We start from the raw sequence: 20,108 nt of genomic DNA on the forward strand, positions 1-20,108 counted from the left end.
GAGGACGCCGCCGGTCCGTCTCCCGGTCGGCGATGGCATTGCGGCGGCAGGATGTCGTGCCCAGGACCGCGAGGCGGCGGGCTGTCGGACGCCGAGAGGGGGCCATCGGCCCGCCTCCCCGTCGGCACTCGCGTCGCGAAGGCCAACTGCCGCACCGGGCCGCCGGATGCCGGACCGCTGCACCAGACCGCCGGGCTTTGGGAGGGCCTCACCACTCCACCTCCCGGTCGGCGATCGCGCGCACCGCGGGGCGGTGGGAGGCGATCAGGACGGTCCGGTGCTCGCGGTAGGGCGCGAGCGATGCGATGACGGCCGCCTCGGTGTCGGCGTCGAGGTGCGCGGTGGGCTCGTCCAGGAGCAGCACCGGCGGATCGAGCAGGTCGGCGCGCAGCAGGAGCCGGGCCAGGCCGACCCGTGCGGCCTCGCCCGCGGAGAGCCCGGCGCCGCCTGCGGCGACGCGGCGGTCCGCGTCGGGCGCCGCGGCGGCCGCGAGGACCTTCGCCAGGGCGGTGTCGGGGACGTCGCCGGGGACGGCGAGGCGCACGTTCGCGGCCACGGTGCCGTCGATGAGGACCGGGCGCTGCGGGAGCCACGCGATCGAGCGGCGCACGGCCGCGAGGTCCAGTGTCGACAGGTCGGTGTCGTCGAACGCGATCGTGCCGGACACGGGCTCGCGGAAGCCGACGAGCGCGGCCATGAGCGTCGACTTGCCCGCGCCGGAGCGGGCCGTCAGGACGGTGGTCCGCCCGGCGGGGACGGTGAGGCTCAGCTCCGGGAGCGGTTCGCGGCCCGGGTAGGCGAAGACGGTGCGGCGGAACTGGATCGTGGGGGCGCGGTCCAGGGGCGTGCGCAGGTGCGGGGCCCCCGCGATCGCGGTGGCGGCCGCGGCGGGGGCGGCGCGCTCGGGCCGCTCGGCGAGGATCGCGAAGACCTCGTCGGCGGCGGCGCGGCCTTCGGCGCTGGCGTGGTAGTGCGCGCCGAGGGCGCGCAGCGGCAGGTACGCCTCGGGGGCGAGGATGAGGACCAGCAGCGCCGTCGCGAGTCCGGCCTCGCCCGCGAGGTCGCCTTCGACCAGCCGGACGCCGACGGTGACGGCCACGACGGCGACCGACAGGCCCGCGGCCAGTTCGAGGACGAGGGCCGAGCAGAACGCGACGCGCAGCAGCGACATCGAGCGGCGCCGGTACTCGCCGGTGGTGGCCCCGATGGCCGCGGCCTGCCGCGTGGCCCGGCCGAAGGCCTTCAGGGTCGGGAGCCCGGCCACGAGGTCGGCGAAGTGGTGGGCGAGGCGGGAGGTCGAGGCCCACTGCCGTTCGGCCTTCGCGTGCGTGTACCGGCCGATGAGGACGCCGAAGATCGGGATGAGCGGGAGCGTCGCGAGCACGACGAGGGCCGCGGGCGGGTAGGCGGCGAACATGACCGCGAGGACCCCGAGGGGGACGACGGCGGCGAGCACCAGTTGCGGCAGGTAGCGCGCGAAGTAGTCGTCGAGCGCGTCGACGCCGCGCACCAGGAGCGCGGCGGTCTCGCCGCCGTGGCGGGCGCCCGCGGGCAGGCGCATGAGGTGCGCGAGCGTCCGGCGGCGCAGGGCCGACTTGACGCCCGCGGCGGCGCGGTGCGCGGCCGTCTCCTGGACGGAGGCGAGCAGGGCCCGGGCGGCGAGGACCGCGGCGAGCGCGGTGATCCGGGGCGCGAGGTCGGCGAGGTCCCCGCCGCCCGCGAAGGCCCCCGCGACGACGCTCGCGGTGAAGTACGCGCCGGCGACCACGCACGCGGTCTGGGCGAGGCCGAGCGCGGCGCACGCGCCGGCGTAGGCGGCCGCGCCCGGCGTGCGCAGCAGCAGCCGGCGGCCTGCGGCGCCGGTGCGGTCGGGGGCGAGGGCCGTCATGCGGCCCTCGGGCGGCTGCGCAGCACCCGGTACGTCCAGGCCTGGTGGGCGAGGAGGAGCGGGAGGGCCGCCAGGGCGGCCCAGGCGGTGATCCCGAGGGTCTTCCCGGTGGCGGCGGCGTTCTCGCGGGTGAGGCTGTTCGCGGCGTCCCCTGTGGATGGCAGGAGGTCGGGCCAGAGGGCGCAGAACAGCACGGCGGAGGCGAGGCCGATCGCCGCGGCCCGGGCGGCGAGGGCCGCTCGGGCGCGGTCGGCGCGGTCGAGGGCGGGGGCCGCGAGGAGCGCGGCCGCCGCGATGATGGTGAGCGTCAAGGTGGCTCCGTCGCCGTAGGAGAGCTGGGTCCAGAGGAGGAACGCCAGCGCGGGCAGGGCCGCGGCGGCCCCGAGGCGCCGCGCGAGGGCGCGGGCGCGCTCGGCGGTGCCGCCGCCGGTCGTCAGGTGCAGGAAGGCCGCGCCGCAGGAGCAGCACAGGAGGAGCGTCGTCAGGCCGCCGAGGAGCGCGTATCCGTTGAGCAGGCCCCACGCGGAGCCGGTGCGTTCGAAGTCCGCGTCCAGGGGGACGCCGCGCACGAGGTTGGCCAGGACCGCGCCCCACAGGAAGGCCGCGGCGGCCGAGGCGGCGGCGGTGCACCAGTCCCAGGCGCGGGCCCGCCGGCCGTCGCCGCCGCGGCGGCGGGCGAGGGCCGCGGTGCGCGCCACGAGCGCGGCCAGGAGCGGGAAGAGCAGCGGGTAGAACCCGGAGAGGAAGCTCGCGTACCAGTGCGGGAAGGCCGTGAGCATGGCCGCCGCGGCGGCGACGAGCCAGAACTCGTTGCCGTCCCACACCGGGCCGGCCGCGTCGGCCATGAGCCGCCGCTCGCGGTCGCCGCGCCCGAGCACGGGCAGGAGCGCCCCGATCCCGAAGTCGCGGCTCTCGAGAACGAGGTAGCCGGTGAGCAGGACCGCGATGGCGGTGAACCCGATCGTCGTCGTCGCCATGGGGGTCCTCAGTAGGCGAAGGCCGCGGGCTTGCCGGCGTCGCCGGACGCGAGGGCGTCCTCCTCGCCGGGCGGGCCGGCCTTCGCGAACCGCAGGAACAGCTTCAAGGCCACGACGGCGAGCACCGTGTACACGAGGGTGAAGCCGATGAGCGAGACCGCGACGGTCGCCGTGCCGACGCGCGGCGAGACGCCGTCGCTCGTGCGCATCAGGCCGAACACGACCCAGGGCTGGCGGCCCGCCTCCGTGAACAGCCATCCGGCGGTGTTGGCCAGGAACGGGGCCGCGGCCGTCCACATCACGGCGGGCCAGAACAGGCGGTGGCGGGGCAGGCGCCCGCGGCGGGTGCACCACCAGACGGCGACGGCCATGGCGACCGCGAGCATCCCGAAGCCGATCATGAGCCGGAACGACCAGTAGGTCAGCGGGAGGTTCGGCGCGTAGTCGCCGGGGCCGTACAGGGCGTTGTACTGGGCGTTGAGGTCGTCGACGCCTTCGACGCGGCCGTCGAAGGAGCCGGTGCCGAGGTAGGACAGGAGCCCTGGGACCTCGATGTCGAGGGGGCCGACGGCCAGCAGGGAGAACGGCGCGTTGTACGCGGTCTGGTCGAGCGCCTGGGCGGCGGCCGTCTTCATCGGCTGCGTCGCGGTCATGACCTTGCCGAGCGGGTCGCCCGACAGGACCAGGCCGATCCCGGCGACGACGGCGGTGAGGACCCCGAGGCGCAGCGCGGGGCGGTGGACGTCGAGGTCGCGGCGGCGCTGGAAGTGGTAGCCGGAGACGGCGATGACCAGGGTCCCGGCGGTGAGCCAGGCGGCGAAGACCGTGTGCGGGAACGTGGCGAGCAGGACCGGGTTGGTCAGGACCGCGCCGAGGTCGGTGAGCTCGGCGCGTCCGGCGGTCGCGTTGACCTGGTAGCCGACCGGGTTCTGCATGAACGCGTTGGCGGCCAGCATGAAGTAGGCGCCGGCCGTGGTGGCGAGGGCGACGATCCAGATGCAGGCGAGGTGCAGGGCCGGTTTGAGGCGGCCCCAGCCGAAGATCCACAGGCCGAGGAACACGGCCTCGACGAAGAACGCGATGAGCGCCTCGAAGGCGAGCGGGACGCCGAAGACGTCGCCCACGAAGCGCGAGTAGGCCGACCAGTTCATGCCGAACTGGAACTCCTGGACGATCTCGGTGACGACGCCGATGGCGGTGCCGACGAGGAGGAGGCGGCCCCAGAACCGGGTCGCGCGCAGGTAGGCGGTCTTGGCGGTGGCGCGCCACAGGGTCTGGAGGATCGCGACGAGGAGGGCGAGGCCGATGGTGACGGGCACGAAGAGGAAGTAGTAGACGGTCGTGACGCCGAACTGGATCCGGGCCAAGTCGAGAACGTCCATGTCGCCCCAATCGCGCATCGCGTGCCTGCGTCCGATTATCGTGGCAGCCCCTCGGGACCCCGGGGACGAAACGCTCGAGCGCGGATGTTTTCCCTCGGGCGGCTCCTCGGGGGCCACCAGATGAAACGGCGGCCCCTTCCGGGCGCCGCGCGAGGCACAATCGGTGGAGTCGACGAAGGGTGAGGAGACGGTATGCGGACGGTGGCGGTGCTGGGCGCGGGGAAGATGGGGCAGGCGATCGTGTCGGGCCTGCTGCGGGCGGGGAGGTCGCCGGAGGCGGTGATCGCCACGGCGCGCAGCGCCGAGCGGGCCGCGGCGCTGCGCGAGGCGTACGGCGTCCGGGTCGAGCCGAACGCGGCGGCCGCGCAGGCGGCGGACGTCGTGGTCGTGGCGGTCAAGCCGCAGGACGCGGGGTCGCTCCTGGAGGAGCTGACCGGCGTGTTCGACGGGACCGCCCCCGTGGTGAGCATCTGCGCGGGCCTGCCGGTGGCGTTCTTCGAGAAGCGGCTGCCGGACGGGACGCCGGTGGTGCGGGCGATGCCGAACACCCCGGCCCTGGTCGACGAGGCGATGACGGTGCTCTCCCCCGGTTCGCACGCCGACGCGGCGTGCCTGGCGGCGGTCGAGGAGCTGTTCACGCCGCTGGGCCGGACCCTGGTGGTGGACGAGAGGCACCAGGACGCGGTCACGGCGATCTCCGGTTCGGGGCCGGCGTACTTCTACTACCTGGCCGAGGCGATGACCGAGGCGGGCGTCCTGATGGGGCTGCCGCGGGCGGTGGCCTCGGAGCTGGTGACGCAGACGGCGCTCGGCGCGGCGCGGATGCTGCGCGAGAGCGGCGGTTCGCCGGTGGAGCTGCGGGAGGCGGTGGAGTCCCCGGCGGGGACGACGATCAGCGCGGTGCGGCAGTTGGAGAACCACCGGGCGCGGTCGGCGGTGACCGACGCGATCGAGGCCGCCCGGGACCGGGCGCGTGAGATCGCCGACGAATACGCGTGAGGGCCGGGCGCCCGCGGCGCGGGCGCTGGTCTAATGGCGGGTATGCGGGAGATTCGACAGGGGGCCTTCGCCGAGCTCGACGGCGCGGCGGTGTTCGCGCTGGCCCGGTTGCGGCAGGCGGTGTTCGTGGTCGAGCAGGAGTGCGCGTACCCCGATCTGGACGACTGCGACACCGACCCGGGGACCAGGCACTTCTGGATCGGCGGCGAGGACGGCGGGGCGGTCGCGTGCCTGCGGGTGCTGCGCGGCGGCGAGGGCGGCGCGGACTGGAGGATCGGCCGGGTCTGCTGCCTGAAGGAGGCGCGCGGGACGGGCTTGAGCGCGGGGCTCATGGCGGCGGCGCTGGAGTGGACGGGCCCGGAGGCGGACGTGGTGCTCGGCGCGCAGACGTACGCGGCGGGGTTCTACCGCAGGTTCGGGTTCGTCGAGGACGGCGAGGAGTACCTGGAGGACGGCATCGCGCACGTGCCGATGCGCCGCGCCGGAACCCGGTGAGCCGGAACCGGAAAATCCGAAATATCCCCTAAGGGGACCCCTTGGCGCGATCCCGGGCCCAGGACATGACGATCCGGACTCCTCAGGCTCCACGCTTCCAAGTGAAGCCCGGGAGCGGAGCCCCGGATCTGCTCGCCCCGCTCCCGGACGTCTTGCCCCTTAACCTTCCGGCAGGGGTTCGAGCTTGGTGGGGTCGACCACGCCCCAGTAGGCGGCCTTGGCCTGGAGCCGGTCGTCGAAGAACAGCGGCGCCTCGTGCGGGCGCGAGACCGGCCAGTTCCGCAGCCACGAGACCGCGTCGTACAGGCCCCACATGGTCACCGACTCGAGGTCGTCGGCGCGCTCGCGCAGGACCTCGAACAGCTCCTTGTAGTACCAGCCCTGCTCGACCAGGCGCTCGGGCGGCGTCTCGGGCAGGCTCTCCTCCATGTGGTCGGAGACCGACACGTCGAGCTCGGTCACGGCCTGGAGGACCCTGAGCCGCTTGAACGCGTCGATGGACTCGCCGAGCAGCTGCGGGTCGCGCCTGTAGTCGACGTGCGCCTGGTGGCCGATGCCGTCGACCGGGACGCGCCGCCGCTTGAGCTCCTGCACGAGGTTGTACATCGCCTCGCGCTTGTCGGGGAACTCGGTGTTGTAGTCGTTGATGAAGAGCTTCACGCGGCGCGGGAAGGCGCGGCGGGCGATCTTGAAGGCCTCGCCGATGTACTCGCCGCCGCCGAAGATCTCGTACCAGCGCGAGCGGCGCAGCCCGTCGGTCTGCTCGGGGTCGAGCACCTCGTTGACGACGTCCCAGGCCCAGACGCGGTCGCCGTAGTGCTCGGCGAGCGCTTCGACGTGGGCCTTGAACCGGTCGAGGACGAGCCGCCGGTGGGCGCGGGTGCTCTGGAGCGGCTGCCCGTCGGCGTCGAGGAACCACCAGGCGGGGGTCTGGTTGTGCCACAGGAGGGTGTGGCCCCAGACCTGCATGCCGTTGGCCTCGGCGAAGTCGACGATCTGGTCGGCCCTGGTGAAGTCGAAGACGCCCTCGGTCGGCTGGATCGCGTCGGGCTTCATCTGGTTGCCGGTGGTGACCTGCGCGAAGTGCAGGGCCAGGAGCTCGGCGGGCCTGCCGACCACCTCGGCGGGCTCGACGGCGCAGCCGATCGGGAAGTCGCAGGCCAGGAAGTCCTTGAGCGGCAGGAGGTCCTCGATCTCGGGGTCGTCGATGCGGGTGAGCGTGAACGAGTCGATCATGATCGGGGCGAGGCTCGAGTCGGACTCGACGTAGAACTGGAGGCGGTCGGCGGCCTGGCTGACCGAGTACGTGCCGGAGAACTCGGTCCAGGCGGCGTCGGTGACCGCGGTGTTCCACTGGACGGTGTCGTAGCTGGAGGAGCCGGCGACGTCGCGCTGCACGGTGGTGCGCAGGTCCGCCGCCTCGGTCCCCTCCAGCAGGCGCAGGGAGACCTTCAGCTGGTAGCGGATGCCGACCTCGACGTGCTCGGTGATGTCGATCGCGGCGCCGTCCCAGGTGGCGGTGCGGTCGTAGACGAGGAGGTAGTCCGCGGCGTCGACCGCGAGCGTGACGGGGCCGCGGGGGTACCAGCCCTCGGGGGTGCCCGAGGAGAAGTCGCTGGAGAGCAGGATCTCGTCGGCGTGGGCCGGACTGGCCGCGAGGGTGACGACGCCGGCGGGGACGAGGGCCGAGCCGCCGACCGCGGCGGCGGCCGTGAGGACCGAGCGGCGGCTGGCGGGGGCATGGCGGAGTGGTCGTGGAGAGGTGGTCATGGACGCTCCTTTGCGGTGCGAGGGAGGGTGGTGCGCCCGGTTATGCAGGTCGGGGAGCGCCGGGCCGCGACCGATGTTCCGAGAGTTTCGGAAACTTTCATTCAAAGTATTGATATGTTACGATCCTCGTGTAGACGCTGTCAAGGCGGCGAACTACCACTGCGGCGGAGATGTGAGGGGCTCTGCCGCAAGGAAACAGGAGGGGGCCGGCCCAGTGGGCCGGCCCCCTCCGTCCGCGTTCGGTCGCGCCTCGGCGCCGCCTCGCGAGAGGCCTGCGCTCCGCGTTGTTTCACGAGACTTACGAGGCGTCTCGGTGTCGCCCGGCGCGGCTACGCCTCCTCGGGCTGCTCGATGAGGGTCTGGATGTAGAGCGCCTCGCCGATCTTGGCGATGATCTCCAGCTGGGTGTCCAGGTAGTCGATGTGGTGCTCCTCGTCCTTGAGGATGCCCTCGAAGAGGTCCCGCGAGACGTAGTCCTTGACCGACTCCATGTGCTCGATGCCGCGCTTGAGGCGGTCGATCGCCTCGACCTCGATCTCGCGGTCGCAGCGGAAGATCTCCTCCACCGAGGAGCCGATCCGCAGGGGGAACAGCCGCTGGTAGTTCGGCATGCCGTCGAGGAACAGGATCCGGTCGGTGAGGACCTCGGCGTGGCGCATCTCGTCCATCGACTCGGCCCGGGTGTACTTCGACAGCTTCGTGTAGCCCCAGTTCTCCTGGATCTTGGCGTGGAGGAAGTACTGGTTGATCGCGGTGAGCTCCGCCGTCAACTGCTCGTTGAGGAACTCGATGACCCGCTTGTCGCCTTGCATGTGGAATCCGCCCTTCGCGATCGGTCGATGGTCGGCCCTTGTCCGACGGGCCAAGCGTAGGACCGAATGAGGGTTCATTTCCAGCCAGGAATGCCTAAAATAGGACAACCTATCCTAAGGGAGGGCGGCCTAAAGGAGCCGGTAAGTCACGACAAAGGGGACGGTTCAGGCGGCCGCGGGGACGGATTCGGTGAAATAACTCTCGATCATGTCGGCCAGGCGCTCGTGGCAGGTGCCGCAGCTGGTGCCCGCGTCGCAGGCCTCCCCGATGGCGTCCTCGGTGCGCGCGCCGGCGCGGATGCAGTCGCGGACCTCGTTCTCGTGGACCGCGTGGCAGATGCAGGCGTACACGCACCGACCTCCGAACAGGTTAGGCAAGACTTATGAAGGCATGCCTAACCTACCTTCGGCGGGCGGCGTCCGGCAACCCCCGTTGCGGTGGATCACGCGGGCCCGAACGGCCGGGTTCAGCGGGCCAGGTCGCCGAGGACCTTCACCGCGTGCTCGATCCCGGCGTCGTCCACGTCGAGGTGGGTGAGCATCCGGCCCCAGTCGGGGCCGAGCACCGAGATCCGCACCCCCTGCTCGGCCGCCGCGGCGGCGAGCTTCGCGATCTCGGGGTGGCGCAGGAGCACGATGTTGGTCTCGACCTGCGCGGCGTCGCAGAGCCCGAACGGCTCCAGCGAGCGCGCCAGGTGCTCAGCGCGGGCGTGGTCCTCGGCGAGGCGCTCGATGTGGTGGGCGAGGGCGTGCCGTCCGGCCGCGGCGAGGAACCCGGCCTGGCGCATCCCCCCGCCGAGGCGCTTGCGGATCACCCGGGCCCGGGCGGCGCGTTCGGCGTCGGTGACCAGCAGCGAGCCCACGGGCGCGCCGAGGCCCTTGGAGAGGCAGACCGAGACGGTGTCGAACAGGCGCCCGTACTCGGCGAAGGGGGTCCCGGCGGCGGCGTGGGCGTTCCAGATGCGGGCGCCGTCGAGGTGGAGGCCCAGGCCGTAGGCGTCGGCGAGGTCGCGCAGGGCCCGGAGCCGCTCGATGGGCTGGACGGTGCCGCCGCCGATGTTGTGGGTGTTCTCCACGGCGATGGCCCGCGTGACGGTGACGTACGGGTTGGGGAGGTTGATCAGGGGCTCGACCAGGGCGGTGTCGAGGCGGCCGTTCGGGGAGGACCAGGTGCGGGTGGAGATGCCGCCGAGCGCGGCGGCGGCGCCCATCTCGAAGTTGACGACGTGGGCCTTGACGTCGGCGAGCAGCTCCTCGCCGGGGCGGACCAGGAGCTGGAGGCCGATCTGGTTGGCCATGGAGCCGGTCGGGGTGAAGACGGCGGCCTCCTTGCCGAAGAGGGCCGCGGTCTCGGCCTCGAGGGCGTTGACCGAGGGGTCCTCGCCGTAGACGTCGTCGCCGACGTCCGCTGAGGCCATGGCCTCGAGCATGGCGGGGGTCGGGCGGGTCACGGTGTCGGAGCGGAGGTCGACGATCATGACCCGATTCTAGCCGCGCGGCTAGTAAGGGGCGCCTCAGAAGGGGTTGTCGCCGTTCCCGATGCCGAGGACCGGGAGGTACATGCGCTCGCCGTCGGCGGTGAAGCCGTCGTAGACGATGTCGAACAGGTCCTGGATGCCGAAGGCGCGCAGGGCGTCCACCATCATGTGCGCGGCCTGGTTGGTCGCGGTGCGATCGGAGGAGTTGAAGCTGCGCGACCAGTTGGGCTGGTTGCCGCTGGGGGCGCGGAAGCCCATGCTCGGGAGGTTCGAGAGCCCCGAGCGCCAGGCGCCGCTGACGGCGGCGCTGGCCTCCACGCGCAGGCCGTCGTCGACGAACGCGGCGACGTACCGGGCGGACCAGTCGCCGGTGCGGAGCAGGACGGTGCCGGAGGTGTCGACGACGGAGACGTCGGCGGCCATGTCGGCCAGGAGCGAGGAGAGGCGCTCGGTGAACTCGCCCATGTCGTGGCAGGCGGGCTCGGGCGGGCGCTGGCCGGCGCGGGCGTAGGCGGACCAGCCGGAGACGTCGCCCTTGCCGACGGCGTGGGCCTCGAGCTGCTCGAAGAGGTCGGGCGAGAGCAGGCGCAGCGTCACGCCGCCGTGGAAGCGGCGCAGGTGCAGCTCGAACAGGAGGCCGTCGCGGTACCAGCGGACCCAGGGGCCGCCGTCGCCGCCGCGGACCTCGGGGGCGCCGAGCTCGTTCATCATGGTGCGCAGGACTTCGCGGAAGATGAGGGTGCGGTGGTTCTCGCCCTGGCGGCCGCGTTCGGCCGAGCGCAGGACCATGACCTCGATGGAGTAGAAGTCGGCGCGGCCGTGGACGGGGGTCTGGGGCGGGACCGAGTCGGCGATGGCGTTGCCGGTGTCGTAGCCGGTCTCGGCGCGCCACATGCCGATGTCGACCTCGGCGGAGCGGACCTGCCAGCCCAGGTCGGTCATGCCGCGCTGGAGGTCGGCCTTGCTCCAGCGCCCGAAGTCGGTCTTCCTGGCACGGCGGAGCAGGTCGACGAGCTGCGCTTCACTGATCCGATGTGTGCCGAGCATCCGGTACCGTGCCAATCCGTCCGTAGGTGGGGCTGCGGGTCTGACACCCCGCGTGCCACTGCGGTTAGGGTAGCCTTGCCTGTCATAGCGGATCGAGAAGCGGGGGTCGGCAGTTGTCCGATACTGTGCGGCAAGACACCCTTGTCAGCCTACTAGGCGGCAGGCGCGGCGCCTTCGACGCCACCGCCCCGCTCGTGGTGTTCATCCTCACCTGGCTCCTGACGAGCGACTCGATCGGCTGGGCCGCAGCGGCCTCCCTGGCGAGCGCGGGAGCGATCGCGGCAGTGCGGCTCGGGCAGCGCCGCAAGCCGCGGGCGGTGGTCCTGGGACTGCTGAGCGTCGCGGTGGCGTGCCTCGTCGTGCTCTACACCGGACGGGCGCAGGACATCCTGCTCCCCCGCATCGTCTCGAACGCCGCCAGCGCGCTGGTGTGGGCGGGCTTCATCGTCTTCCGCAGGCCGCTGCTGGGGCTGATCGCGGGCGGGCTGCTGGGCCAGCGCACGAGCTGGCGGCGGGACCCGGACCTGCTGCGCGCCTACTCGCTGGCGTCGTGGGCGTGGGTGGCGATGTACGCCCTCCGGGTAGCGGTCCTGACCCCGTTCTGGAACAGCGACCGGGACGACCTGGCGGTGATAGGCGGAGGGGTGGCCCAGGTCCTCCTCTCCTGGCCGCTGCTGGTCCTGTGCCTGGCGGTGAGCGGCTGGATCATGAAGGCGGCCCTCCCGAAGAACCACCCGGGCCTGCGGCACCCGGTGGTCCCCGCTGAGGATTCGGCTCCGGAGAAGACGGCTTCTTAACCGGGCTCCCTTCCGCCACAGTTGCAGCAGTTTTCAGTCAGATCAACGACGTTCGCTGTTCCGGAACCGCTTCGTCGTTAAGTGCAGATTTACACTCAACTGTATGAGCTGGGTGACAGAGCAGAGGCACGAGCCGTTAATCCACGAGTCCGAGTTCGACTCGCTCGGACCGGGAGTGCACCGCGTCTCCTACCCGGAGAAGACGCTTCTGGTGCGCGACGGCGACCGCTCTGATTTCGTCCTGTTCCTCATCGAGGGCTACGCCAAGTCGGTGATCCACCGACCTGAATGCATCCTCGGCATTCACAGACCCGGACTGCTGGTGGGCGAACTCGCCGCCCTCACCAGCCGGCCCCGTTCGGCAGATCTGGTCGCCTTGACCGACATCGAGGCGCTGTTCATTCCAGCGGACACGTTCATAAAGCGCATAGCCGGCGGCGGCCCGCTGGCCGTGGCCGTCACCCAGCGGCTCGCCGAACGAGTGCAGGCCTTCGGGGAGCGTGTCGAGTCGATCACCGGCGCCGAACAGAAACTGGCACGGGCGGTGCTCGACATCATCCAGTCGGGGATCGCCGCGAACACCGGTGACGGCCTGGAGCTGACAGGGTTCAACCAGCGAGACCTCGCCTCCCTCGCGGGGATCCCCAGGGAGTCGGTCTCGGCGATCCTGAAACCGCTCAAGGCGAAAGGCGCCGTCACCACGGGACGGTACCGCATCACGATCCACGATCCCGGCCATTTCGAAGCCATCGCCCAGCGCGTCGACCACGCGCTCTGACCAGTGTGAACCAGGTGATCCAAGATGTTCCACCTCGAGTTGACCTACCTTTACATCGCTGCGCTGACGATCTCCGCCGTTGCGGTGACCGCGAAGGCCTGGTTCGACTACAAGTCGGTTCGCTACCGGGAGGACACCAAACGGCTTCGACAGCCCCGGCCCGCGCGGCTCGAGCCGTCGCAGCTCGACGCCCCCGACCCAGAAGAAGAATGAACCCGCCGGGACCGCTGCCGAACGACCATTCGGCCTGCGATGCCCGGTCGCCCTCAGGGGAAGGCCGCATCAGACCGAACCGCCCTTGAGACCCGTGTCCGTTCCCGGCGAACCGACGCTGAAGGGCTTCCCCGCTTCCACGCCCTGGCCGCATTCGGTGAGTCCGATTGCCGACAAAAGGAAGTGTTGAAGCTGCGATTTTGAAGTGTGAATTCTTACACTGAACTACATGGAACACACTACTGCGGATTGGGGCGAACTCCTCACCGACGAAGAGTTCACCGAACTCGCCGAGCAGGGGCATCGGGTGGCCTACCCGGCCGGCACGGTGGTGATCCGCCAAGGCGAGGTCTCGGACTTCGTCCTCTACATCCTCAAGGGGCATACCAAGGCAGTACTCCAACCGAACAGTGAAACCGTCGAGTTCCACGGCCCGGGACAGCTAGTCGGCGAGTTCTCCTCGCTGACCGGCACCCCTCGATCGGCCGACGTCCACGCGGTGACAGGAGTCGAGGCCCTGCTGGTGCCAGGCCAGGTTTGGCGGGACTTCATCGCGACCCATGCGCGATCCGCCTGCGCGCACTACTCGGCATTGGCCAGGCGCCTCCTCGAGCAGGACAGCGCCAGCGGACTGTCCTACACGAGCAGCGAGCGCCGTGTCGCCAAGGCGGTCCTGAAGCTCATCGAGGCCGGGCTGGGGGTCGCTACCGACGACGGCATCGCCATCCGGGGTTTCAACCAGCGTGAGATCGCGAGCATCGCCAAGGTCTCGCGGGAATCTGCGGCGGCCGTACTGCGGCAACTGCGTGAAGCAGGGGTGGTCTCGACCGCTCGAGCGCTGGTGACGGTCCACGATCTGGCCGCTCTGGAGCGGTTCGCCGATCGGGACAAGGTTCCTTACCAACGGAAAGAGCAGTGATCGCGATGGGACTCCTGGGCCTCGGCGCAACGGCTTTGCCCGCCCTGATCGCGGCTTCGGCGGCATTGATGATGCACGCCCGGATCCACCATCGCGCATGAAGGCACGTGAGCGGGTGGGAGGCGATAGGCTCGAGCCGCTCGTCGGCGACTGCGCTCTGGCAGAACGGGAAGCTCCGGTCATGAAGACGGATCGACGTTCTGGAACCAATACCACTACGGACATCTCATGAAGCGGGACATCGACCTTGAAACTGCGTCGCGGCGCCACCTTCGACGGCGCCGATTTGATCGGCCTGGTCTGGCGCTTGGTACGCGATCACGATTTCGATCCCGCCGAGTTCGTCCTCGCCGGTAGCGCGCGCCTCTGGCAGGAAGGCTTCCTGCCGCAGCTCTCCGATCTCGACCTGGTGGCCATCGGATCCACATGGGACACCGCCTGGGATATGGCCGTCGACGGACAGGCCGAGTTCGGCGAGGGCACTCTCAACCATGCGAAGACCGTGCGCATGTTCGAATCGCGGATCGAGATATACAACGCCTGGATTCCGCCGCACAGCGACCCGCACCGGCTGGTCGACGAGGCGGATCAGATCCGGGGCCTGCTGTACCTGCCGCTGTGGACCGTAGTCGATTACAAAACCCGGCTCGACAGGCCGAAGGACCGCGACGACCTGGCGCTGTTGCGCTCGTCGAGCGGGACGGCGAGGTTCACGGGGTCCTGCATCGCAGACCGCTCCGGGGCCGGTCAGGAGACGGCCTCGAGCACGGCCATCGTCCCGACGAGCGCGATCACGATCCCGGATCCCATGACCGAGACGCGAAGCCACCAGAACTTCCAGTGCGCGATGCGGTTGACGAGCGCCACCTCCGCCGCCAATGACTCGAGGTGACGGTCCTCGTCGCCCGCATTGAGCCTCGCCGACCCGAGGATCGCGGCCGGGTCTTCCGCAGCCGACCGCTGCGCGTCGCCCAAGCGGGGCCACACCGCGGTCCCGAGCGCGAGGAGGACCAAGAGCATGCCTGCGGCCGCCGTCCAGGCCAGGACCTCGGCCGCGGAACGGAGGTCGACCGCGGCGCCCGAGGCGAACAGCACGGCCCCGCCGGCGAACAGGCCGGACCCGAGCAGGCTGGCTTTGAAATCGGCCTGCGAAGTCTGGTTCCTGGCGGCTTCCAGGTCCCTTTGGAGCAGGTCGCGCGGCGTCACCGGAGGTGCCGGCTCGGATCGCGGCGCGGCGTCGCGGAGGTGGAGGTGGATTTCCATGCGAAGTCGGACTCTCTGTCGAGGGGTGCGCGCGGGGCCGCCGGATGCGGCCCCGCTCGACTTCGATTGTGCGGTATCACGAACGCTCGCGGATGACCGCGGTTTCTCCTGGATCGAGGATTCCCTTTGCGGCCCAGGGCCTGCCGGTGAGGAGGTCGTCGCCTTCTGCTGGGACTTCGGCGGGTTCGGTGCCGTGGTTGATGGCGAAGAGGTACGACCGACCGTCCTCGTGGCGGCGCCGCACCAGTTCCAGGTTCGGTGCGGCCCCGGGGAAGTCGGGTTCGACGCCCACCTTGGTCAGGAAGGCCTCCAGGTCCGCCGGGCGGGTCGCCGTGTACCAGACTTCGCCTCGGCCGAGTTCGCGGCGGAAGAGCGCCCCTGTGGACGGGTACTCGGTGAAGGACGCGACCACTTCGGCGTCGATCGGCTGGGCCGCTTCGGACCAGGTTCGGCCTTCTGAGCCGTCGTCGAGGCCGATCGCCTCGCCCTCGGCGAGCGGTGCGAACTCCTCGATCCGCACTCCGATCAGGTCGCGCAGGGCGCCCGGGAGGCCCGGGTGGACGTGGTCGTTGCGGTCCACGATGCCCGAGTACGGGCCGACGACGAGGGTGCCGCCGCCCTCGACGTAGGCGCGCAGGTTCGCGTCGCTCTCCAGGACGTAGAGGTGCGGGGCGAGGACGTACTCGTAACCGCTCAGGTCCCACGCGGGGTTGACCAGGTCGGTCGTGACCCCCTTGCGCCACAGGGCCGCGTGCCACCGGCGCAGTTCGGGGTAGGTGGTCATGTGCGCCGAGGGCTGGCCCGGCGTGTTCGCCGCCCAGGCCGACTCGAAGTCGAGGAGGACGGCCGCCCTGGCGACCACGGTGGAGCCCTTCACCTCGGCGATGCGCCCCAGCCGGGCGCCGAACTCCTTGACCTCGCGCCAGGACTTCGCCTCGGTGCCGCCGTGCGGCAGCATCGCCGAGTGGTAGCGCTCGGCGCCGTAGCGCGAAGCGCGCCACTGGAAGAACATGACGCCCTCCGAGCCCCGGGCCACATAGGAGAGCGAGTGGCGGATCTGGTCGCCGGGACGCTTGGCGAAGTAGCCCTTGCGCCAGGCGGAGGAGTTCGCCGACTGCTCCATCAGCAGCCACGGCGAGCCGCCCGCGAGGCCGCGGGAGGCGTCCGCGCCGAAGGCGACCTGGGCGGGCGCCTCGATGTCGTCGTCGTGCTCGGGGATGAGGTAGTGGTCGGTGGCGACGAGCCGGTTCGGGCCCGTCACGTGCTCGCCCCAGCGGTGGTAGTCCAGGTGCGAGAAGTTCCCGGTGACCATGAGGTTGGTGGTGATCGGCTTGTCGGGGCTGCGCTCCGCGATGGCGTCGGCCTCGGAGCGGAAGAGCTTCAGGAGGGCGTCGGAGCCGAAGCGCTGCCAGTCCAGGACGAGCCCCGGGCTCGGGGTCTCGGCGCACAGGCGCGGCGGCAGGACCTGCGACCAGTCCGTGAAGGTCTGGGACCAGAACGTGGTGCCCCACGCGTCGTTGAGGCCGTCGAGGCCGCCGTGGCGCTCCTGGAGCCAGGCGCGGAAGGCGTCGGCGGCGAGGTCGCAGAAGCACGAGCGGTAGTACTCGTTGCCCACGTGCCACATGGCGAGGGCCGGGTGGGCGGCGTAGCGCTCGGCGAGGCGGGAGGCCATCTCGACCACCGCGTCCTGGAAGGCCGGGGCGTGCGGGCAGTACTCGGCGCGGGCGCCGTAGGCCAGGCGCACGCCTTCGGCGTTCACCGGGAGGGTCTCGGGGTGCGCCTGGGAGAACCACGGCGGCGGGGACGCGGTGGAGGTCGCCAGGTCGGCCTTGATCCCGTTGGCGGCGAGGAGGTCCATGACCGCGTCGAGCCGCTCGAAGTCCCAGACGCCGGGGCCGGGGTTGACGCCCGCCCAGGCGAAGATGTTGACGCTGACGATGTTGACGCCCGCCTCCCGCATGAGGCGGACGTCCTCGTCCCACACCGCGCGGTCCCACTGCTCGGGGTTGTAGTCGCCGCCGTAGGCGAGGCCGTCGAGGGTGGGGATGATGTCGTTGTTCGGATGTGCCACTGCGGCGATGCCCTTCGGTGCCCGTCGAGTCTTGGAAAGCGCATTCAGGAAGTGGTCTCGACGATACCCTGCAAGTCGAGTTCGCCGCGCCGCACGCAGCGGGCGCCGTCCTCCAGGGGGATCGCCCCGGTGTCGCACCGGCCCGGCTCGGCGTGGCGGCACCGCCGCGCGAACGCGCAGCCCGGCGGCGGGTTCGCCGGATCGGGCAGCTCGTCGGGCAGGAGGATGCGGCCCCCGCGGCCCTTCAGGGACGGGTCGGGGATCGGCACGGCCGACATGAGCGCCTCGGTGTACGGGTGCTGCGGGCGCTCGTACAGGTCCGCCGTGGAGGCGAGCTCGACGATCCGCCCGAAGTACATGACCGCGACGCGGTCGGCGAGGTTCTCGACCACCGACAGGTCGTGCGAGATGAACAGGTAGGTCAGGCCGAACTCGGCCTGGAGCTCCCTGAGCAGGTTGAGGATCTGGGCGCGGACGGACACGTCGAGCGCGCTCACCGGCTCGTCGGCGACCACCAGGCGCGGGTTGACGATCAGGGCCCGCGCGATGTTGACGCGCTGGCGCTGCCCGCCGGAGAACGCGTGCGGGTAGCGGTCCATGTAGTCGGGGCTCAGGCCCACGCGCCGCATCATCGCGGCGATGCGGTCCTCCAGCTCCGATCCCCGGGCCTCGCCGGTGGCCACGAGGGGGTCGCCGATGATCTGCCGCAGCGTGAACCGCGGGTTCAGCGACGAGAACGGGTCCTGGAAGACCATGCGGATCTGGCGGCGCAGCGGCGCCCGCTCGCGCCCGCCCATGGCCGTCAGGTCCCTGCCCTCGAACAGGATCGAGCCGCTGGTGGCCTTCTGGGCGCCCACGATGGTGCGCCCGAGCGTGGTCTTGCCGCACCCGGACTCGCCCACGAGCGCGAGGGTCTCCCCCGCCCTGAGTTCGAGGTCGACGCCGGAGACGGCGTGGTTCTCCACCGTGGTGCGGCCGAGCATGTTGCGGCGCACCGGGAATCGGACGTGGAGGTCGCGGACCTCCAGCAGCGGTTCGGTCATGTCCGGGCCTCTTCCGTCTCGTACAGCACGCATTCGGCGGTGCGGCCGCCTCCGAAGTCCACTTCGGGCGGCGCCTCGACGTCGCACGTGCCCGCGATCGCCTCGGCGCAGCGGGGGTGGAACGAGCAGCCGCCGGGCCGGTGCAGCGGGCCCGGGACCGCGCCGGGGATCGTCGGCAGGTCCCGGCCGCGGTCGCGCCCGAGCACCGGCACGGAGGCGAGCAGCGCCTTCGTGTAGGGGTGCTTGGGGTCGGCGAACAGCTCCTCCACGCTCGCCCGCTCCACCACGCGCCCGAGGTACATGACGGCGACCTCGTCGGCGAGCTCGGCGACGACGCCGAGGTCGTGGGTGATGAACATGACCGCCATGTGGTGCTCGGCCTGGAGGGAGCGGATGAGGTCGAGGATGCGCGCCTGGGTGGTGACGTCGAGCGCGGTGGTCGGCTCGTCGGCGATGAGCAGGGACGGGTTGGCGCACAGGGCGATCGCGATCATGACGCGCTGGCACATGCCGCCGGAGAGCTGGAACGGGTAGGCGTCGACGCGGCGGCCCGCGTCGGGGATGCCGACCGTGTCGAGCAGCTCGATCGCCTTGGCGCGGGCGGCCTTCTTGTCGAGCCCGGTGTGGATGCGGAGGGTCTCGACGAGCTGCGCGCCGACGGTGCGCAGCGGCAGCAGCGAGGCGGCCGGCTCCTGGAAGATCATGCCGATGTCGCCGCCGCGCAGCTTCTGGAGGCGCTTGTCCTTCGGGTCGAGCGCGAGCACGTCGAAGGGCTCGCCGGTGCCCTCGAGCAGGTCGCCGTTCCAGGTGATGGTGCCGGCGTCGATGCTGCCGGGCTCCTCGACCAGGCGCAGGATCGAGCGGGCCGTGACGGACTTGCCGCAGCCGGACTCGCCGACCACGCAGAGCGTCCTGCCCGCGTGGACGCTGAGGTCGACGCCGTCGACGGCGCGGACCTTCCCGTCGTAGGTGCCGAAGCTGGTGTGCAGCCCCGAGATCTCAAGCAGTGGTTGCTCCATCGCCCTCACCTAGTGCTTGTAGGGGTCGGCGGCGTCGCGGAGGCCGTCGCCGACGAAGTTGAACGCCAGGACCACGAGCACCACGCATATGCCCGGGATGAGCAGCCACGGCGCGCCCGACAGGACGCTCCACTTGCTCGCGTCCTGGAGCTGCACGCCCCAGGAGACCGCCGGCGGGCGCAGGCCCATGCCCAGCCACGAGAGCGCGGTCTCGGCCAGGATCATGCCGGGGATCGACAGCGACAGCGCCGCGATGATGTGCGAGGAGAACGAGGGCAGCATGTGCCGGAACATGACCCGGGCGTGGCCGGAGCCGTCCAGCAGGGCCGAGGTCACGAACTCCTCGTTGCGCAGGGCGAGGAAGCGCCCGCGCACTTCTCTGGCGAGGCCGGTCCACGCCACCAGCGCGAGGATCGTGGTGATGATGAAGTACCTGGCCACCGGCCCCATCTGGGCCGGCATGGCGGCCGCGAGGCCGAGCCACAGCGGGATGGAGGGGACGGACATGATGAGCTCGATGATCCGCTGCACGGTGTTGTCGATCCACCCGCCGAAGTAGCCCGAGACGGCGCCGAGGACGATGCCGAGCAGGAACGCCAGCAGCACGCCGATGATGCCGACCGAGGCCGAGACGCGGGTGGCGTACACGAGCTGGCTCAGCAGGTCCTGGCCGTCGGTGGTGGTCCCGAACAGGTACATGGGGTCGTCGGGGTCCTCGGGTCCGATGAGGTGGCGGTCCATCGGGATGAGGCCGAACAGCTCGTACTCCTCGCCCTTGACGAAGAAGCCGACGTCGACGCGGTCCTCGGGGTCCGGCTCGTACGTGATCCGCAGCGAGCGCGGGTCCTGCTCGGACGTGTAGCCGTCGACGTGGAGCCCGAACTCGAACCCGTCGGGGCCGTCGGTGTCCCAGAGCTTCAGGACCTGCGGCGGGGCGGTGGTGTACTCGGAGTCGCGGTGGCGGGCGTTGAACGGGGCGATGAACTCGCACAGTGCGATCACGATGAGCATCGCGGCGAGGAGCCATGCGGAGAAGTACGCGAGCCGGTGCTTCTTGAAGGCCCACCACACGAGCTTGCGCTGGGAGGCGCGGGTGCGCTTCATCTCAGCATTCGCAACACTCATTTTTCCTCCATTGCGAGGGCATGGGAGTTCAA

At 71.1% G+C, this 20,108-nt stretch carries 19 protein-coding genes; 6 read left to right on the plus strand and 13 right to left on the minus strand.

The window, feature by feature from the left end; genetic code table 11:
* Positions 1-208: 208 nt before the first annotated feature.
* From cydD to LO763_RS20420, 3 genes are read right to left on the minus strand one after another with little or no spacing between them, the layout of a single operon-like run.
* A complete protein-coding gene (gene cydD, locus LO763_RS20410; RefSeq protein ID WP_230788083.1) occupies positions 209-1,888 on the minus strand; it encodes a thiol reductant ABC exporter subunit CydD in 1,680 nt (559 codons plus the stop codon).
* Positions 1,885-2,865, minus strand: coding sequence for a cytochrome d ubiquinol oxidase subunit II (gene cydB, locus LO763_RS20415; protein WP_230788086.1), 981 nt, complete (start codon positions 2,863-2,865; stop codon positions 1,885-1,887). The genes cydD and cydB overlap by 4 nt, the downstream gene beginning before the upstream one ends.
* Positions 2,866-2,873: 8 nt before the next feature.
* Positions 2,874-4,247 carry a cytochrome ubiquinol oxidase subunit I gene (locus LO763_RS20420; protein WP_230788088.1) on the minus strand — a complete coding sequence of 458 codons (1,374 nt, stop codon included), beginning with the start codon at positions 4,245-4,247 and terminating at the stop codon, positions 2,874-2,876.
* Between the two features lie 192 nt (positions 4,248-4,439).
* On the opposite strand from LO763_RS20420, the gene proC reads away from it, so the two are divergent.
* Positions 4,440-5,246, plus strand: a complete 807-nt coding sequence (gene proC / locus LO763_RS20425) for a pyrroline-5-carboxylate reductase (protein WP_230788090.1) — start codon at positions 4,440-4,442, stop codon at positions 5,244-5,246.
* A 42-nt stretch (positions 5,247-5,288) separates the two neighbouring features.
* On the plus strand, positions 5,289-5,741 hold the full coding sequence (locus LO763_RS20430; RefSeq protein WP_230788092.1) for a GNAT family N-acetyltransferase: 453 nt from the start codon (positions 5,289-5,291) through the stop codon (positions 5,739-5,741).
* A 159-nt stretch (positions 5,742-5,900) separates the two neighbouring features.
* On the opposite strand, the gene LO763_RS20435 is transcribed toward LO763_RS20430, so the two are convergent.
* From LO763_RS20435 to LO763_RS20455, 5 genes are all read right to left on the minus strand, one after another.
* Positions 5,901-7,511 carry an endo-1,4-beta-xylanase gene (locus LO763_RS20435; protein ID WP_230788094.1) on the minus strand — a complete coding sequence of 537 codons (1,611 nt, stop codon included), beginning with the start codon at positions 7,509-7,511 and terminating at the stop codon, positions 5,901-5,903.
* Positions 7,512-7,840: 329 nt separating this feature from the next.
* Positions 7,841-8,323, minus strand: a complete 483-nt coding sequence (bfr, locus tag LO763_RS20440) for a bacterioferritin (RefSeq protein WP_230788096.1) — start codon at positions 8,321-8,323, stop codon at positions 7,841-7,843.
* A gap of 165 nt (positions 8,324-8,488) precedes the next feature.
* Positions 8,489-8,674: a (2Fe-2S)-binding protein gene (locus LO763_RS20445; protein WP_230788098.1), complete on the minus strand. Its 186-nt coding sequence runs from the start codon at positions 8,672-8,674 to the stop codon at positions 8,489-8,491.
* Positions 8,675-8,790: 116 nt separating this feature from the next.
* Positions 8,791-9,801 carry a threonine aldolase family protein gene (locus tag LO763_RS20450; protein WP_230788101.1) on the minus strand — a complete coding sequence of 337 codons (1,011 nt, stop codon included), beginning with the start codon at positions 9,799-9,801 and terminating at the stop codon, positions 8,791-8,793.
* Between the two features lie 36 nt (positions 9,802-9,837).
* A complete protein-coding gene (locus tag LO763_RS20455; protein WP_230788105.1) occupies positions 9,838-10,848 on the minus strand; it encodes a TY-Chap domain-containing protein in 1,011 nt (336 codons plus the stop codon).
* Between the two features lie 125 nt (positions 10,849-10,973).
* Here LO763_RS20455 and LO763_RS20460 point away from each other — a divergent pair, with 125 nt between their 5' ends.
* From LO763_RS20460 to LO763_RS20475, 4 genes are all read left to right on the plus strand, one after another.
* Positions 10,974-11,645, plus strand: a complete 672-nt coding sequence (locus LO763_RS20460) for a DUF3159 domain-containing protein (protein ID WP_230788108.1) — start codon at positions 10,974-10,976, stop codon at positions 11,643-11,645.
* Between the two features lie 103 nt (positions 11,646-11,748).
* Complete coding sequence (locus tag LO763_RS20465; protein WP_230788112.1) at positions 11,749-12,423, plus strand: Crp/Fnr family transcriptional regulator; 675 nt, start codon at positions 11,749-11,751, stop codon at positions 12,421-12,423.
* A 24-nt stretch (positions 12,424-12,447) separates the two neighbouring features.
* Positions 12,448-12,636 (plus strand): hypothetical protein, encoded by a 189-nt coding sequence (locus LO763_RS20470; RefSeq protein WP_230788115.1) that lies wholly within the window; start codon positions 12,448-12,450, stop codon positions 12,634-12,636.
* A 229-nt stretch (positions 12,637-12,865) separates the two neighbouring features.
* Positions 12,866-13,555, plus strand: a complete 690-nt coding sequence (locus LO763_RS20475) for a Crp/Fnr family transcriptional regulator (RefSeq protein WP_230788118.1) — start codon at positions 12,866-12,868, stop codon at positions 13,553-13,555.
* A gap of 747 nt (positions 13,556-14,302) precedes the next feature.
* Here the strand turns inward: LO763_RS20475 and LO763_RS30325 are convergent.
* The 5 genes from LO763_RS30325 to LO763_RS20500 form a co-directional block, all read right to left on the minus strand.
* On the minus strand, positions 14,303-14,818 hold the full coding sequence (locus tag LO763_RS30325; protein WP_500811879.1) for a Pycsar system effector family protein: 516 nt from the start codon (positions 14,816-14,818) through the stop codon (positions 14,303-14,305).
* Positions 14,819-14,894: 76 nt separating this feature from the next.
* Positions 14,895-16,889, minus strand: a complete 1,995-nt coding sequence (locus LO763_RS20485; protein ID WP_230788124.1) for a beta-galactosidase — start codon at positions 16,887-16,889, stop codon at positions 14,895-14,897.
* A gap of 44 nt (positions 16,890-16,933) precedes the next feature.
* Positions 16,934-17,932, minus strand: a complete 999-nt coding sequence (locus tag LO763_RS20490; protein WP_230788127.1) for an ABC transporter ATP-binding protein — start codon at positions 17,930-17,932, stop codon at positions 16,934-16,936.
* Positions 17,929-18,951, minus strand: a complete 1,023-nt coding sequence (locus LO763_RS20495) for an ABC transporter ATP-binding protein (RefSeq protein WP_230788129.1) — start codon at positions 18,949-18,951, stop codon at positions 17,929-17,931. Before LO763_RS20495 ends, LO763_RS20490 begins: the two co-directional genes overlap by 4 nt.
* Positions 18,952-18,960: 9 nt before the next feature.
* Complete coding sequence (locus LO763_RS20500; RefSeq protein WP_230788131.1) at positions 18,961-20,076, minus strand: ABC transporter permease; 1,116 nt, start codon at positions 20,074-20,076, stop codon at positions 18,961-18,963.
* Positions 20,077-20,108: the final 32 nt, after the last annotated feature.

It is taken from the genome of Glycomyces amatae (assembly GCF_020991375.1).
Lineage (GTDB): Bacteria > Actinomycetota > Actinomycetes > Mycobacteriales > Micromonosporaceae > Glycomyces > Glycomyces amatae.

Coding starts and splice junctions, on each gene's coding strand:
- cydD (WP_230788083.1), bottom strand. CDS start 1,888: ATGACGGCCCTCGCCCCCGACCGCACCGGCGCCGCAGGCCGCCGGCTG.
- cydB (WP_230788086.1), bottom strand. CDS start 2,865: ATGGCGACGACGACGATCGGGTTCACCGCCATCGCGGTCCTGCTCACC.
- LO763_RS20420 (WP_230788088.1), bottom strand. CDS start 4,247: ATGGACGTTCTCGACTTGGCCCGGATCCAGTTCGGCGTCACGACCGTC.
- proC (WP_230788090.1), top strand. CDS start 4,440: ATGCGGACGGTGGCGGTGCTGGGCGCGGGGAAGATGGGGCAGGCGATC.
- LO763_RS20430 (WP_230788092.1), top strand. CDS start 5,289: ATGCGGGAGATTCGACAGGGGGCCTTCGCCGAGCTCGACGGCGCGGCG.
- LO763_RS20435 (WP_230788094.1), bottom strand. CDS start 7,511: ATGACCACCTCTCCACGACCACTCCGCCATGCCCCCGCCAGCCGCCGC.
- bfr (WP_230788096.1), bottom strand. CDS start 8,323: ATGCAAGGCGACAAGCGGGTCATCGAGTTCCTCAACGAGCAGTTGACG.
- LO763_RS20450 (WP_230788101.1), bottom strand. CDS start 9,801: ATGATCGTCGACCTCCGCTCCGACACCGTGACCCGCCCGACCCCCGCC.
- LO763_RS20455 (WP_230788105.1), bottom strand. CDS start 10,848: ATGCTCGGCACACATCGGATCAGTGAAGCGCAGCTCGTCGACCTGCTC.
- LO763_RS20465 (WP_230788112.1), top strand. CDS start 11,749: ATGAGCTGGGTGACAGAGCAGAGGCACGAGCCGTTAATCCACGAGTCC.
- LO763_RS20470 (WP_230788115.1), top strand. CDS start 12,448: ATGTTCCACCTCGAGTTGACCTACCTTTACATCGCTGCGCTGACGATC.
- LO763_RS20475 (WP_230788118.1), top strand. CDS start 12,866: ATGGAACACACTACTGCGGATTGGGGCGAACTCCTCACCGACGAAGAG.
- LO763_RS30325 (WP_500811879.1), bottom strand. CDS start 14,818: ATGGAAATCCACCTCCACCTCCGCGACGCCGCGCCGCGATCCGAGCCG.
- LO763_RS20490 (WP_230788127.1), bottom strand. CDS start 17,932: ATGACCGAACCGCTGCTGGAGGTCCGCGACCTCCACGTCCGATTCCCG.
- LO763_RS20495 (WP_230788129.1), bottom strand. CDS start 18,951: ATGGAGCAACCACTGCTTGAGATCTCGGGGCTGCACACCAGCTTCGGC.
- LO763_RS20500 (WP_230788131.1), bottom strand. CDS start 20,076: ATGAGTGTTGCGAATGCTGAGATGAAGCGCACCCGCGCCTCCCAGCGC.